Source organism: Micropruina sp., from assembly GCF_047607385.1.
Classification (GTDB): domain Bacteria; phylum Actinomycetota; class Actinomycetes; order Propionibacteriales; family Propionibacteriaceae; genus Micropruina.
The window spans coordinates 1-13,264 of the sequence record NZ_JASGDE010000069.1 but is presented as its reverse complement, the minus strand read 5'-3'; the positions used below and the strand labels follow the sequence as shown (position 1 = coordinate 13,264).

Genomic DNA, 13,264 nt, shown 5'->3' with positions numbered 1-13,264 from the left:
GCCGCGGCTGTGCCGGCAGCGCCGCCTCGATCGCGGCCAGCTCCGCCTCGCTCGGACGCCCCTCGACGCCGGGCACCGGGGCGGCGGAACCGTCCCCGGCGCGGAACACCGAGCCGGCCTCGAACAGCGCCAGGTCGTCGTTGCCGCGGGAGGTGTTGCGCTGCGCGGCGGCGAACAGCCCAGGCAGCAGCATCGTCCGCAGGTACGGGCTGGTCTCGGCCAGCGGGTTCGCCAGCCGGACCAGGGCACGGCGGGCGTCCTCGGCCGGGACGCCGAGCCGGTCCAGATCGTCGGTCGAAGCGAACGGCAGGGTGAGCAACTCGGTGAAGCCGTTGTCGGCCAGCGCCCGGGTGATCGCCCGGCGGGTGATCTGGCCGGTGGTCAGCCCACGACCGGCCGCCGGCGACGGCAGCACCGACGGGATGGCGTCGAAGCCGACCTTCCGGCCCACCTCCTCGACGTAGTCGTAGGGGTCGCGCAGGTCGCGGCGCCAGGTCGGCGGCTGCACCGCGAGCACGCCCTCGCCCAGGTCGTCCACGGCCACACCGCTGGCCCGGAGGATCGCGGCGACCCGTTCGGCGGGCACCTCGACGCCCAGGATCTGCGACGGCAGCTCGACCCGGACCCGCTGTTCGGGCATGGTCGGGACGCCGCCGGCGACCGTCTCGGCGCTGGACAGCACACCGCCGCCCAACTCGACCAGATGACGCGCCACCAGGTGCGCCGCCGCGTAGGTCGCGGCCGGGTCGGTGCCCCGCTCGAACCGTTTGGACGCCTCCGACGGCAGCCCGTGCCGGCGCATCGACCGGGAGATGGTGGACGGGTCGAAGGCGGCGGCCTCGATCACGATGTCGGTGGTGGCGGCGTCGCATTCGGTGGTGGCGCCGCCCATCACCCCGGCGATGCCGATCGGACCGGAATCGTCGGTGATCAGCAGATCCTCGGCGGACAAGGTGCGTTGCACGTCGTCCAGGGTGACGATGCGCTCCCCGGCGGACGCCCGGCGCACCCGGATCGGCCCGGACAGCTTCGAGGCGTCGTAGGCGTGCAGCGGCTGGCCGACCTCGAGCATCACGTAGTTGGTGATGTCCACCGGCAGCGAGATGGGCCGCATCCCGGCCATGGTCAACCGCTGCTGCATCCAGCGCGGGGACGGCGCGGTCTCGTCCACCCCGGTGACGGTGAGCGCGACGAACAGCGAGCAGGCGTCATCGTCCAGGACGACCGGGTAGCCGTCCGCCACCGGAGTCGGCACGGCTCGGTCGACCACGTCGGTGAACGGCACCCCGAGCGCCTGGGCGGCCTCGCGGGCCAGGCCGCGGATCGACATGCAGTAGGCCATGTCGGGCGAGACGTTGATGTCGAGCACCTCGTCGCCCAGCCCCAGGTACGCCGACGGGTCGTCGCCCGGCGCCAGCCCGGCGCTCGCCGGCAGCACGATGATGCCGATACCGTTCGAGCCGGCGCCCAGCGGGTCCTCGGCGCCCACTTCTTCAAAAGCACACAGCATGCCGTCGGAGAGGTGGCCGTAGGTCTTGCGCGAGGTCAGGGTGAAGCCGCCGGCCAGCACGGTGCCGGGCAGGCCGACCACGACCAGGTCGCCGACGGCGAAGTTGTGCGCGCCGCAGATGATGCCGCGCACCCCGTCCGGCACCGGACGCCCCTCGACCGGAGCCGGCGGCTTGTCGGGGGCCTGCGCGGCGCCGACGTCCAGGTGACACCAGCGGATCACCTTGCCGTTCTTCTGGGGCTGGTCGACGAAGTCGACGACGCGTCCGACCACCAGCGGGCCGACGCCGGCGCCGATCTGCTCGACGGTCTCCACCTCGAGGCCGGCCCGGGTCAGCACCTCGCCCAGTTCGCGTCCGGAGATCTGCTCGGGCAGCGCGACCCAGTCGCGCAGCCAACTCATCGGCGCCCTCATCGAGCAACCCCCTTCAACATGCGGCTGAACCGGACGTCGCCCTCGACCAGGTCACGCAGGTCGGAGGCGTTGTTGCGGAACATCAGGGTGCGGTCGATGCCCATCCCGAAGGCGAAACCGCTGTACACGTCCGGGTCGACGCCGCAGGCGCGCAGCACCCGCGGGTTCACCACGCCACAGCCGCCCCACTCGATCCAGCCCTCCGACTTGCAGGTGCGGCAGGGCCGGTCCGGGTTGCCGATCGACTCGCCCCGGCAGACGAAGCACTGCAGGTCGACCTCGGCGCTGGGCTCGGTGAACGGGAAGTAGTGCGGACGCATCCGGGTGCGGATGCCGGCGCCGAAGATGGCCTGGGCGAAATGGTCCAGGGTGCCGCGCAGGTGCGCCATCGAAATGCCCTTGTCGACGGCCAGTCCTTCGATCTGGTGGAACACCGGCAGGTGGGTGGCGTCGTACTCGTCGGCCCGATACACCTTGCCCGGGCAGACCACGTAGACCGGCAGCTCACGTTCCAGCAGCGAGCGGATCTGCACCGGGGAGGTGTGGGTGCGCATCACCAGGTGATTGCTGACCGGCTCGACGAACAGCGTGTCGGTCTCGCCGCGGCTGGGATGGTCCGGGCCGATGTTCAACGCGTCGAAGTTCAGCCACTCCGATTCCAGCTCGGGGCCCTCGGCGATCTCCCAGCCCATCCCGACGAACACGTCGCTGACCAGGTCGATCATCCCGGTGATCGGGTGGATCGCGCCGGTCGGATGCAGGTCGACCGGCAGCGTCACGTCGACGGCCTCCTGGGCCAGCACCCGGGTCAGCTCGGCGGCCTCCACTTCGGCGGTGCGGGCGGCCAGCGCCTGCTGCACCCTGCCGCGGGCGGCACCGAGCAGCTGACCGGCCTGCTTGCGCTCGGCGGGCGGGATCGAGCCGATCGCCCGGTTGGCCAGCGCCAGCGGGGACCGGTCGCCGGCGTGCGCCAGCCGGGCTTCCTTCAGCGCCGCGGTCGAGTCGGCGGCGGCGATCGCCGCCAGCGCGTCGGCGACCAGCTTCTCGATGGCGTCCGGACGCAGCGCGTCAGCCGGATCGGGTTGGTTCGGGACTGACATGCGTGTCTGTTCTCCGTTGTGGTGGGCCGGTGCGCGGGTGCGCACCGGATGATCGAGGGCCGGTGGCCCTAGCCGATGCTGGTGCGCTGCGCGCTTGCGGACGCGTACAGGCAGACCGCCGCCGCGGTGGCCAGGTTCAGGCTCTCGGCCTGACCGTAGATCGGCACCGCGACGGTGGTGTCGGCGAGTTCCAGATGCTCCACCGGAAGCCCCCAGGACTCGTTGCCCATCACCCAGGCGGTGGGCTCGGCGAGCCGGCCGGCCAGGTCGGTGAGCTCGGTGCTCGACTCACCGTCGGTGGCGAACACCTGCAGCCCGGCGGCCCGGCAGGCGTCGATCGCCTCGGCCAGGTCGACCCCGACCACCAGCGGCAGGTGGAACACGCTGCCCACGCTGGCCCGGACCGTCTTGGGGTTGTAGACCTCGACCGAGTCCGAGGACAGGATGACGGCGTCGGCACCGAAGGCGTCCGCGCACCGGATCACCGTGCCGGCGTTGCCGGGATCGCGGATCTGCGCGCAGATCACCACCAGCCGGACCTCCGGCGTCACCGCCTCGGCCAGGTCGACGTCCATCTTGCGGCAGACCGCGACGACCCCCTGCGGGGTGACCGTGTCGGAGACGGTGGCGATGTTCTGCTCGCTCACCGCGTAATGGGTGACCCCGGCCTCCCGAGCGGCGGCCAGCAGATCGATGTGATCGTGGACGGCGGCCCAGCGGAAGAAGACCGCCTCGACGACGTCCGGCTGCTTGAGCGCCTCGCGCACCGCCTGCGGCCCCTCGACCAGGAACTTCCCCGTCGCCTTGCGCTCCTTGCGGCGCAGCAGTGCCCGGGCGGCGCGCAGCACCGCCTGGGACGGTTCGGGCAGTTCCAGACGCTCGGGGATCATCGGCGATCGCCTTTCGGGATGACTAGGAGAGACGGCTCAGCGCGACACCGCGGGAGTGTGCGATATCGCGCTGGGCCGGGGCGGGTTGGGTCCCTTGGGTCAGGCGTTGGCGCCTGCGTTGGCCTTGGCCAGCTCGACGAGCTTGCCGAAAGCGGGGGCGTCGTTCACCGCGAGCTCAGCGAGCATCTTGCGGTCGACCTCGACGCCGGCGGCCTTCAGGCCGCTGATGAACCGGTTGTAGGTCATGCCCTCGTTGCGCGCCGCGGCGTTGATCCGCTGGATCCACAGCGAGCGGAAGTCGCCCTTGCGGTCCTTCCGGTGCGCGTAGTTGTAAGTCATGCTGTGGAGCAGCTGCTCCTTGGCCTTGCGGTACAGCCGGGACCGCTGCCCACGGTAGCCGGAGGCCTGCTCGAGGACTTCGCGGCGCTTCTTCTGGGCATTCACCGAACGCTTGACGCGTGCCATGGTGGGTTAACTCCTTGTGTCGATCGGTCCGGTTCGCCGGACCGCGCGCGATGGGCGCGGGTGGTGGTGTGGGTCAGCGGGCCTTGTAGGAGCCGAGCAGTTTGCGGGCCTTCTTGGCGTCGCCCTTGGCGACGACGGCATCGCCGTCCAGCCGCCGGGTGCGGGTGGTGGGCTTGTGCTCGTTGAGGTGCATCTTGCCCGCCTTGCGGTGCATCACCTTGCCGGTGCCGGTGAGCTTGAACCGCTTCTTGGCGCCCGAGTGCGTCTTCATCTTCGGCATGCTGCCGCTCGCTTTCTTGTCGTGGATCTCACAGGTCGATGTCGGGGTCCATGTTGTCGGCCGGACCCCGGCGCTTCTTGGTGCTGGTGCTGGTCTGGTGAGCGGCCCGATGCTCGGCCTCGGCGGTGCGCTCGGCCTCGGCGTCGGCGGCGCGCTGCGCCATCCGGGCCTGCTTCTTGGCCTCGGCGTCCACCCGGGCTTCGGACTTCTTCTTCGTCGGCGACAGCACCATGAGCATGTTGCGGCCGTCCTGCTTGGGCGCCGACTCGACGAAGCCGTCCTCGGACACGTCGTCGGCGAGCTTCCGCAGCAGGTTGAAGCCCAGTTCCGGACGGCTCTGCTCGCGGCCGCGGAACATGATGGTGATCTTGACCTTGTCGCCGGCCTTCAGGAACCGCACCACGTGACCCTTCTTGGTCTCGTAGTCGTGGCTGTCGATCTTGGGGCGCAGCTTCATTTCCTTGATGACCGTGTTGGTCTGGTTGCGCCGGCTCTCACGGGCCTTCTGAGCGGCCTCGTACTTGAACTTGCCGTAGTCCATGAGCTTGGCAACCGGCGGGCGGGCCATCGGGGCCACCTCGACCAGGTCGAGATCGGCCTCCCGGGCGAGCCGCAGGGCGTCCTCGAGGCGGACGATGCCGACCTGTTCACCGGCAGGCCCGACCAAGCGCACCTCGTTGGCGTGGATGCGCTCGTTGATCCGTGGTTCGCTGATGTTTCCTCCAGTGTGTTGCAGCGGGACGGTGCCGACCGGAACGACAAAGGCCCCCGCCGATGCGGAGGCCCACGGGAAAACCGGCCGACTGCGGCTGCAGTCGGCCTGTCGCTGACCCGCCGACCAGGGGCCGGGCGGGTGGGAGTGCGGGCACCCCACTTCGGAGAACCAGCCGGAACGGCCGGTCGACGGGTGTCATTCTAGCTTGTGCCACGCCGCGATGCCGAATCGGCGGATGCCGCGCCGCCGCCGCGTCCGGGTTACGAACCGGCGACGCTCAGCCAACCCCAGCCGTCGGAGAGCCTCATCAGCCGGTTCCCGGTGGCCAGCGGCTGGATCAGCTCGCCCTCGATGGTCAGCAGATGGGGGCCGGCGACGTCCACCACGACGGCGTCCGCGCCCGCCTCCACGGCCGCGGCGGCCACCTCGTCCAGGGTGCAGAGCACCGGACGCGCCATCGGATCGAAGGCCCGCAGGGCGTCCGTCCCGGTGAAGGCGAGGACCCCGCTGGCGCCCGAGGCCGACGTCATCATCACCGCCGACATCTCGGCGTGCCGGTCCGGGTCGGGGCCGTCGCCGGACTCGTCGCCGTCAGCCACGATCGGCAACAGCAGCCGGGCGCCGCACAATGCCGCCACCGCCGCCAGGTAGGCCTCCGGATCCGCGCTGCCGGACGCCGTCGCCAGCGCCGCCCGGACATCGGCGTCCGGCTCACCCCGGTCGCCGGCCCATGCCGCGTTGACCTGTCCCAGAGTTCTCACTCCCCCAGCCAACCACACCCGGGCCCGCCGGATGACCACCGTCGCCCGGGGACGGTTCTCGCCGGTCGGGGACGGTTCTCGCCGGTCGGGGACGGTTCTCGCCGGTCGGGGACGGTTCTCGAGCGTCGAAAATCGCCCGGAGGGGACAGATCTACCCGGCTAGAACCGTCCCCGATCGACGAAAATCAACCGTCGAGAACCGTCCCCAACGGTTGAGAACCGTCCCCAACCGTCGAAAGTCAACCGTCGAGAACCGTCCCCAACCGTTGAGAACCGTCCCCGTTGGCCCACGGGCATCGTGTGCGGCGGATGACCACTGGCAGCGGAGGGGCGATGCTGGCACGCTGCTCGCATGGATATCTCCCTGTGGGTGATGGTCGTGGTGATCGGCTGGACCGTGCTCGGCCTGGTGTTGGTGGCCGTGCTGTGGTCGCGGGCACCGTGGAAGGCGGTGCTGGCCTGGCTGGGCATCGCGCTGGTGCCGATCGGGATCTGGCTGGTCGGCCTGTCCCAGGCCGCCATCGACGGTTGGAACACCCTGGCCCTGTGGTGGCAGGGGCTGGTCTACACGCTGCCGGTGCTGATCGGGCTCAGCGTGCTGGGACTGGCCGCGGTGCTGCTGCTGATCTCCCGGCTGGTGCCGCACCGGCCGCGTCGCCGCAAGCCCAAGGACGAGATCCCGTCGGCCGCCGCGCCGCCGATGTACCGGCCGGCAGCGCCCCGCAGCGAGGCCGAGCAGACCCTGATCCTGCCGGAGAACCGTCCGAATCCCTGATCGGCGTCGACGAAGAGATCCGGATCGGGCCGGAGCAGGACCGGCCCGATCCGGATTCCTTGCTCACGTTTCGACGCGGCCAGCAGCCCTCAGGAGTCGGTCTCTTCGCCCGGCGTGGCTGAATCCCCGCCCTCGTCGGCGATCTCCGCACGATCCACGCCGTAGGCCTCGGCCAGCCGGGCCCGCAGATCGGCGACGTGCGCCTCGGCCAGGTCCCGGTCGCTGCGCTGGATGCCCATCAGCGGACGCTGCTCGATCACGCCGCGAACCACCACGAACGCCCACGGATCACCGTCCCGATAGCGGAACGCCTTGATCTCCGACCACGGCACCACATGGGTCCGGACGCCGTTGCGGAGGGTCAGCCCCTGATCGTCGGCCCGCACGTAGCTCAGTCCCAGGGCCAACGCCATGCCCACCATGATCGCCAGGAACAGCAGCAGGGTGAGGATCTGGATCGGGGTGAACAGGTTCCGGATGTGCACCGGCGTCATCACCCAACCCAGCCCGGAGGCCAGCACCAGCGACGCCGACAGCGAGATGCCCATCCGCAGCGCGGCGACCGGCCGGTAGCTGACCGGGGCGCTCATAGCCGGCAGGCGACGATGTCGGTGACCAGGATGGCGTCCGCGCCGACGTCCCAGAGCCGGTCCATGATCTGCGGCGCCTCGGCTCGCGGGATCATCGCCCGCACCGCCACCCAGCCCGGCTTGGCAAGCGGGGACACCGTCGGCGCATCCAACCCGGGAGTGACGTCGCAGGCGGCGTCCAGTGCCGTTTCGGGGACGTTGTAGTCGACCATGTAGTAGGTGCGGGCGGTGATCACCCCGGTCAGCCGGCGGACCAGCCGGTCCATGCCGTCCGGCGCCGGAGCCCCGGAACGCTGGATCAGGATCGCCTCCGAGGTCAGGATCGCGTCGCCGAACAACTCCAGCCCGGCCCGCTTCAGCGTGCTGCCGGTCTCCACGACGTCGGCGATGGCGTCCGCCACCCCGAGCCGGACCGACGACTCGACCGCACCGTCCAGCCGGATCAGCCGCGCGTCGATGCCCTGGCCGGCCAGCCAGCCGCCGACCAGTCCGGAGTACGAGGTGGCGATCCGCTTGCCCTGCAGGTCGGCGGTGGTCCAACCGGCGCCGCCGGGCGCCGCGAACCGGAACCGGGTGCCGCCGAAGCCCAGCGGCAGCACCTCTTCGGCCTGCGCCGCCGAGTCGATCAGCATGTCGCGGCCGGTGATGCCCAGATCGAGAGTGCCCTCGCCGACGTAGACCGCGATGTCGCGGGGCCGCAGGTAATAGAACTCGACCCCGTTGTCGGCGTCGAGCAACACCAGATCCTTGGAGTCGTGGCGCTGCCGGTAACCGGCCTCACGAAGCATCTCGGTGGACGCCTCGGACAGGGAGCCCTTATTGGGGACGGCGATCTTCAACAGGGGACGCTCGGACACTGTGATGACTCTACTCACAGGTGCGCGTACACCTCGTCCAGGTCCAGCCCCAGGGCGATCATCATCACCTGCACGTGATAGATCAGCTGGCTGATCTCCAGGGCGGCGTCGTCGCGGGACTGGAACTCGGCGGCCATCCACACCTCGGCCGCCTCCTCGACGATCTTCTTGCCGATGGCGTGGACGCCGGCATCCAGTGCCCGGACGGTGCCGGAGCCCTCGGGGCGCTCCTCGGCACGGCGCTGCAGTTCGGCGAACAGGTCTTCGAAGGTCTTACTCACGGGCAGGCAGTCTAGGCCCTGTGACGGAAGTCCGGTCCGGTTCGCGGGCCGCATCCCGACCGACCGTGTTGCCCTCCGTTGCCGTGCGCCCCGTCCTGACAGGAACGCGACGGCCCCTGCGGCAACGGTGGCCGTCACGTGGAGGCGTCCGTCCGGCCGGGCAGCCGGTGCGAGCCGTGCGGTGATTCGTCGGGCATGCTGTGCAGCATGGAATCGAGGCCGATGCCTGCCGCCCGGATCGGGACCGTGCGCGATCACACCGGACGCCTCGCGGCGGCAGCGCTGCTGGCCGAGATCTGGGGCGTGCCGACGGCGGAGTCGCCGGTGCCCGCGGACCTGATGACCGCGCTCGATCACGCCGGCGGCTGTGTCCTCGGCGCCTGGAACGAGGCCGGTGAACTCGTCGGGGTCACCATCGGCCTGGCCGGTGCGCCGCGCTCGGAACGGGTCTATTCCTACATCGCCGGGGTCTCCGCGCGCTTCGCCGGACGCGGGCTCGGCCGGCAGCTCAAGCTGGCCCAGCGGGATTGGGCGCTGGAACGCGGCGCGACCGTGCTGACCTGGACCTACGATCCGCTGATCCGACGCAACGGGCACTTCAACCTGAACCGGCTGGGCGGACGGGTCACCGATTTCGTCGCCGACTACTACCCGCCGATGGCCGACGCGGTGAACGCCGGGGACCTGCCCGACCGCTTCGTCGTGGACTGGACGCTCACCGAGCCCCCGTCCGGACGCCCGCTGCCGCCCGGGGCGTCCGAGGCGGCCGTGGTGCTCGGTCCCGGCGGCCAGGGTCTCAGCGGGCCGGACGCCGCGCCGCCCGCCCCGGCGCTGCGGCTGGACGAGGCGTCCGGACCGGTGCTGCGGGTCTGGGTTCCACTCGACATCGAGGCGCTGCGCCGCGCCGACGCCGACCTGGGCCGGCACTGGCGGCTGGCCGCTCGCGAGGCGTTCACTACGTTGTTCGCGCAGGGTTACCGGCCGGTCGGCATCGACGCCGACGGTCACTACGTCGTCGTCAAGGAGGCCTGATCCATGTCCGCCACCCTCGAACTGCACCGGTTGGCGATGCCGCTGGTGCGTCCGTTCCGCACCAGCAAGGGCGAGGAGACCGTCCGTGACGTGCTGGTGGCGTCCTGGACCGGCGCCGACGGGGTGACCGGCTGGGCCGAGTCGGCCGCCGACCCGGAGCCCACCTACTTCCCCGAGTACATCGACGGCGTCCGGCTGACCATCGAGCGGGTGCTGCTGCCGCTGCTGGCCGAGGCGTCCGCCGAACCGCTGACCTCGGCGGCACTGCGCGCCGCGTTCGCCGAGGTGCCCGGCAATCCGCTGGCCCGGGGCCTGCTGGAGACCGCGGTGCTGGACGCCGAGCTGCGCCGGCACGGGATGCCGATGGCCGACTTCCTGGGCTCGCTGCGGCGTCCGATCCGGGTGGGGGTGTCGGTCGGCATCCCCGGCGACGTGGACACCCTGCTGTCCTGGGTGGGCGGGTATCTGCAGGACGGCTACCGGCGGGTCAAGCTGAAGATCCAGCCGGGCTGGGACCTGGAGCCGGTGCGCGCGGTGCGGCAGGCGTTCGGCGACGAGCTGCCGCTGCAGGTGGACGCCAACCAGGCCTACACGCCGGCGGACATCCCGCTGCTCAGCCGGCTGGACGAGTTCGGGCTGGTGCTGATCGAGCAGCCGTTCGCCCGGCACGAGCTGCTCGGGCACGCCAAGCTGGCGGCTCGACGCGGCACCCCGGTCTGCCTGGACGAGTCGGTGCTGTCGCTGGACGACGCGATGACCGCGATCCGGCTGGGTGCGGCCGACGTGATCAACATCAAGCCGAGCCGGGTCGGCGGCTATCTGACCTCGCGGCAGATCCACGACGTCTGCCTGGCCAACGGCGTCCCGGTGTTCTGCGGCGGCACCCTGGAGACCGCGGTCGGACGCGCCGCCAACCTGGCCCTGGCCGCGCTGCCCGGGTTCACCCTGCCCGGCGACATCTCGGCCACCAGCCGCTACTACGCCGCCGACATCGGCCCCGCCTTCGAACTGGACGCCGAGGGCTGCCTGACCGCTCCGTCCGGCCCCGGCAACGGTGTCGAGGTCGACCGCGACGCCGTCGAGGAGTTCACCGTGGAGTCGACCACCTTCACCATCTGAACCACCGGGGACGGTTCTCAACGGTCGGGGACGGTTCTGCAGGTGCGATTCTCAACGACCGGGGACGGTTCTCAACGGTTGAGAACCGTCCCCATCGGTTGAGAACCGTCCCCAGACCGTCGAAAATCAACCGTCCAGAACCGTCCCCGACCGTTGAGAACCGTCCCCGGTGATCCAGACCGTCGCTACAGGCGGACGCCCAACAGGGCATCGATCGCTTCGGTCACGGCGGCGCCGGCGTCCGGATCGTCACCGGACTGCGCGGCCCAGGCGTCCATCGCGGCCAGGGCGGCCGGGGCGTCCAGGTCGGCGCGCAGTGCAGCACGCAACTCGTCAATCAAGGCCCCGGCGGACGGGGCGGACGGGCGGGCGACGGCGTCCCGCCATTGCTGCAGCCGGTGCTGTGCCTCGCGGAGCGAGTCGGCCGTCCACTCCCAGTCGGTGCGGTAGTGGTGCGCCAGCAGCCCCAGGCGGATCGCCATCGGGTCGGCTCCGGACGCCCGCAGCCGGCTGACCAGCACCAGGTTGCCCCGCGATTTGCTCATCTTCTCGCCGTGCAGGCCGACCATGCCGGAGTGCACGTACGCCTTCGCGAACGGCTGCCGGGTGGCCAGCGCACCCTCGGCCGCGCACATCTCGTGATGCGGGAAGACCAGATCGGAACCACCGCCCTGGACGTCGAAATCGGCGCCCAGGTGCTGCAGGGCGATCGCGGTGCACTCGATGTGCCAGCCGGGACGTCCGCGACCCAGCCGAGAATCCCAGGCCGGCTCCCCCGGCCGCTCCATCCGCCACACCAGGCAGTCCAGCGGATCGCGCTTGCCGGCCCGCTCCGGATCGCCGCCGCGTTCGGCGAACAACGCCAGGGCTTCGGAGTCGCTCAGCTTCGACAGGCGTCCGAAACCGGGAGCCCGGCGCACCTCGAAGTACCAGTCCGGGTAGTCGTCATCCTCGACCTGGTAGACCGCGCCGGTCAACTTCAGCGATTCGATCAGGTCGATCACCGACGGGATCGCCTCCACCGCGCCCACGTAGTGCTGCGGCGGCAGCACCCGCAACGCGGTCATGTCCTCGCGGAAGAGAACCACCTGATCCTCGGCCAGGTCCTCCCAGTTCACCCCGGTCTGCGCCGCGCGCTCCAGCAGCGGGTCGTCCACGTCGGTGACGTTCTGGGTGTAGAGGACGCGGTGCCCGCAGTCGAGCAGCGTCCGATACATCAGGTCGTAGGCCACGTAGGTGTTGGCGTGACCCAGGTGGGTGGCGTCGTAGGGGGTGATGCCACAGACGTAGACCCGCGCCTCGTTGTTGTCCGGCTCGACCTCGACCAGGTCGTCGAGCGCCGTGTCGTGAATCCGCAGCCTCCCGCCCGCGGTCTGCAGGGTGGGTACGTGCGGCGCCGTCCAGGCTCTCACGGAATTCCTCCTCGTTGACGCGATCCTCACGCCGACGCCAGCGTATCGGGACGCCGCGCGGGTCGGGCTAAGCTGTCCGGCGGCCCATTCCCCGGAAGGAAATCCATGATCAACTGGTGGCAATCGATCGTGCTCGGCATCATCGAAGGCATCACCGAGTTCCTGCCCATCTCCTCGACCGGTCACTTGACCGTCTCCGAGAAACTGATGGGGTTGCCGATCGACGACGCCAGCGTGACCGCGTACACCGCCATCATCCAGGTGGGCGCGATGATCGCGTCGATCGTCTACTTCTGGTCCGACATCGTCCGGTTCGCCGGCGCCTGGTTCGCCGGGCTGCGGGACGCCGGCAAGCGCGACACCGACTACCGGATGGCCTGGGCGATCATCGCCGGCTTCATCCCGACCGCGGCGATCGCCCTTGTCGCAGAGCCGTTGATCACCGGCCCGCTGCGCAGCATGTGGGCCGTGGTGACCGGCCTGATCGTCTGGTCGGCGGTGATGTTCCTCGGTGACCGGCTGGGCAAGCAGACCCGCGGTGAGGACAGCATCACCGTCCGGGACGGCATCATCCTCGGCACCCTGCAGTCGCTGGCCCTGGTGCCCGGTGTCTCGCGCTCCGGGGCCACCATCACCGGTGGCCTGATGCTCGGCCTGGACCGAGTGGCGGCCACCCGGATGAGCTTCTTCCTCGGCATCCCGACGCTGGTCGCGTCCGGCCTGTACCAGGCGGCCAAGGAGGCCACGCACATCGCGGACGGGGTCGGCTGGGGATCTACGCTGATCGGCACCGCGGTGTCCGGGGTGGTTGCCTACGCGTCGATCGCATGGCTGCTGCGTTACGTCTCGTCCAACAACTTCACCTGGTTCATCGTCTACCGCATCCTGCTCGCCATCGTGATCATCGCGCTGCTGGCCGCCCAGGTGATCAGCGCCACCTGATCCGGACGGGGACCGGCCCGGCACCGAGCACTCGCTCACCCCGGTCCCGTCGCCCGCATCCAGCGCTCGCCTAACTATTTGGGGCTCGCCGAGTTCGGCGAGCCCCAAATAGTTAGGCGAG

15 protein-coding genes are annotated in these 13,264 nt (G+C 70.5%); 4 read left to right on the top strand and 11 right to left on the bottom strand.

What is annotated here, in order from left to right; genetic code table 11:
• From pheT to QM582_RS06250, 7 genes are all read right to left on the bottom strand, one after another.
• Positions 1-1,912, bottom strand: a 1,912-nt coding sequence (pheT, locus tag QM582_RS06280; RefSeq protein WP_415082731.1) for a phenylalanine--tRNA ligase subunit beta, incomplete at its 3' end; no start/stop codon positions are given.
• Positions 1,913-1,920: 8 nt separating this feature from the next.
• On the bottom strand, positions 1,921-3,024 hold the full coding sequence (gene pheS / locus QM582_RS06275) for a phenylalanine--tRNA ligase subunit alpha (RefSeq protein ID WP_415082730.1): 1,104 nt from the start codon (positions 3,022-3,024) through the stop codon (positions 1,921-1,923).
• Between the two features lie 68 nt (positions 3,025-3,092).
• Positions 3,093-3,914, bottom strand: coding sequence for a TrmH family RNA methyltransferase (locus tag QM582_RS06270; protein WP_415082728.1), 822 nt, complete (start codon positions 3,912-3,914; stop codon positions 3,093-3,095).
• Between the two features lie 99 nt (positions 3,915-4,013).
• On the bottom strand, positions 4,014-4,379 hold the full coding sequence (gene rplT, locus QM582_RS06265; protein WP_415082726.1) for a 50S ribosomal protein L20: 366 nt from the start codon (positions 4,377-4,379) through the stop codon (positions 4,014-4,016).
• Positions 4,380-4,452: 73 nt separating this feature from the next.
• Positions 4,453-4,659, bottom strand: coding sequence for a 50S ribosomal protein L35 (rpmI, locus tag QM582_RS06260; protein WP_415082724.1), 207 nt, complete (start codon positions 4,657-4,659; stop codon positions 4,453-4,455).
• Between the two features lie 28 nt (positions 4,660-4,687).
• Entirely contained in the window at positions 4,688-5,359 is a 672-nt protein-coding gene (gene infC, locus QM582_RS06255) for a translation initiation factor IF-3 (protein WP_415082737.1), read from the bottom strand.
• Positions 5,360-5,634: 275 nt separating this feature from the next.
• A complete protein-coding gene (locus tag QM582_RS06250; RefSeq protein WP_415082723.1) occupies positions 5,635-6,135 on the bottom strand; it encodes an SseB family protein in 501 nt (166 codons plus the stop codon).
• Between the two features lie 352 nt (positions 6,136-6,487).
• Between QM582_RS06250 and QM582_RS06245 the strand changes: the two genes are divergently transcribed.
• The gene (locus QM582_RS06245; protein WP_415082721.1) at positions 6,488-6,910 is read left to right on the top strand and encodes a hypothetical protein; all 423 of its coding nucleotides are present in this window, start codon (positions 6,488-6,490) and stop codon (positions 6,908-6,910) included.
• A gap of 89 nt (positions 6,911-6,999) precedes the next feature.
• Here the strand turns inward: QM582_RS06245 and QM582_RS06240 are convergent, their stop codons facing one another.
• The 3 genes from QM582_RS06240 to QM582_RS06230 are packed head-to-tail and all read right to left on the bottom strand — an operon-like array spanning position 7,000 to position 8,638.
• Positions 7,000-7,500 carry a PH domain-containing protein gene (locus QM582_RS06240; protein ID WP_415082720.1) on the bottom strand — a complete coding sequence of 167 codons (501 nt, stop codon included), beginning with the start codon at positions 7,498-7,500 and terminating at the stop codon, positions 7,000-7,002.
• Entirely contained in the window at positions 7,497-8,342 is an 846-nt protein-coding gene (gene hisG, locus QM582_RS06235) for an ATP phosphoribosyltransferase (protein WP_415082735.1), read from the bottom strand. Before hisG ends, QM582_RS06240 begins: the two co-directional genes overlap by 4 nt.
• A 29-nt stretch (positions 8,343-8,371) precedes the next feature.
• Complete coding sequence (locus QM582_RS06230) at positions 8,372-8,638, bottom strand: phosphoribosyl-ATP diphosphatase (RefSeq protein WP_415082719.1); 267 nt, start codon at positions 8,636-8,638, stop codon at positions 8,372-8,374.
• A 207-nt stretch (positions 8,639-8,845) separates the two neighbouring features.
• Between QM582_RS06230 and QM582_RS06225 the strand changes: the two genes are divergently transcribed.
• Together QM582_RS06225 and menC are read left to right on the top strand one after the other, a co-directional pair.
• The gene (locus QM582_RS06225) at positions 8,846-9,670 is read left to right on the top strand and encodes a GNAT family N-acetyltransferase (protein ID WP_415082717.1); all 825 of its coding nucleotides are present in this window, start codon (positions 8,846-8,848) and stop codon (positions 9,668-9,670) included.
• Positions 9,671-9,673: 3 nt separating this feature from the next.
• Positions 9,674-10,789 (top strand): o-succinylbenzoate synthase, encoded by a 1,116-nt coding sequence (menC, locus tag QM582_RS06220; RefSeq protein WP_415082715.1) that lies wholly within the window; start codon positions 9,674-9,676, stop codon positions 10,787-10,789.
• Between the two features lie 185 nt (positions 10,790-10,974).
• On the opposite strand, the gene mshC is transcribed toward menC, so the two are convergent.
• On the bottom strand, positions 10,975-12,201 hold the full coding sequence (gene mshC, locus QM582_RS06215; RefSeq protein ID WP_415082714.1) for a cysteine--1-D-myo-inosityl 2-amino-2-deoxy-alpha-D-glucopyranoside ligase: 1,227 nt from the start codon (positions 12,199-12,201) through the stop codon (positions 10,975-10,977).
• 108 nt (positions 12,202-12,309) lie between these two features.
• Here mshC and QM582_RS06210 point away from each other — a divergent pair, with 108 nt between their 5' ends.
• Positions 12,310-13,143, top strand: a complete 834-nt coding sequence (locus QM582_RS06210; protein ID WP_415082733.1) for an undecaprenyl-diphosphate phosphatase — start codon at positions 12,310-12,312, stop codon at positions 13,141-13,143.
• Positions 13,144-13,264 lie beyond the last annotated feature (121 nt).

Excerpts from the sequence above, each read along its gene's own strand:
- pheS (WP_415082730.1), bottom strand. The coding sequence starts at position 3,024 with ATGTCAGTCCCGAACCAACCCGATCCGGCTGACGCGCTGCGTCCGGAC.
- QM582_RS06270 (WP_415082728.1), bottom strand. The coding sequence starts at position 3,914 with ATGATCCCCGAGCGTCTGGAACTGCCCGAACCGTCCCAGGCGGTGCTG.
- rplT (WP_415082726.1), bottom strand. The coding sequence starts at position 4,379 with ATGGCACGCGTCAAGCGTTCGGTGAATGCCCAGAAGAAGCGCCGCGAA.
- rpmI (WP_415082724.1), bottom strand. The coding sequence starts at position 4,659 with ATGCCGAAGATGAAGACGCACTCGGGCGCCAAGAAGCGGTTCAAGCTC.
- QM582_RS06245 (WP_415082721.1), top strand. The coding sequence starts at position 6,488 with ATGGATATCTCCCTGTGGGTGATGGTCGTGGTGATCGGCTGGACCGTG.
- QM582_RS06240 (WP_415082720.1), bottom strand. The coding sequence starts at position 7,500 with ATGAGCGCCCCGGTCAGCTACCGGCCGGTCGCCGCGCTGCGGATGGGC.
- QM582_RS06225 (WP_415082717.1), top strand. The coding sequence starts at position 8,846 with ATGGAATCGAGGCCGATGCCTGCCGCCCGGATCGGGACCGTGCGCGAT.
- menC (WP_415082715.1), top strand. The coding sequence starts at position 9,674 with ATGTCCGCCACCCTCGAACTGCACCGGTTGGCGATGCCGCTGGTGCGT.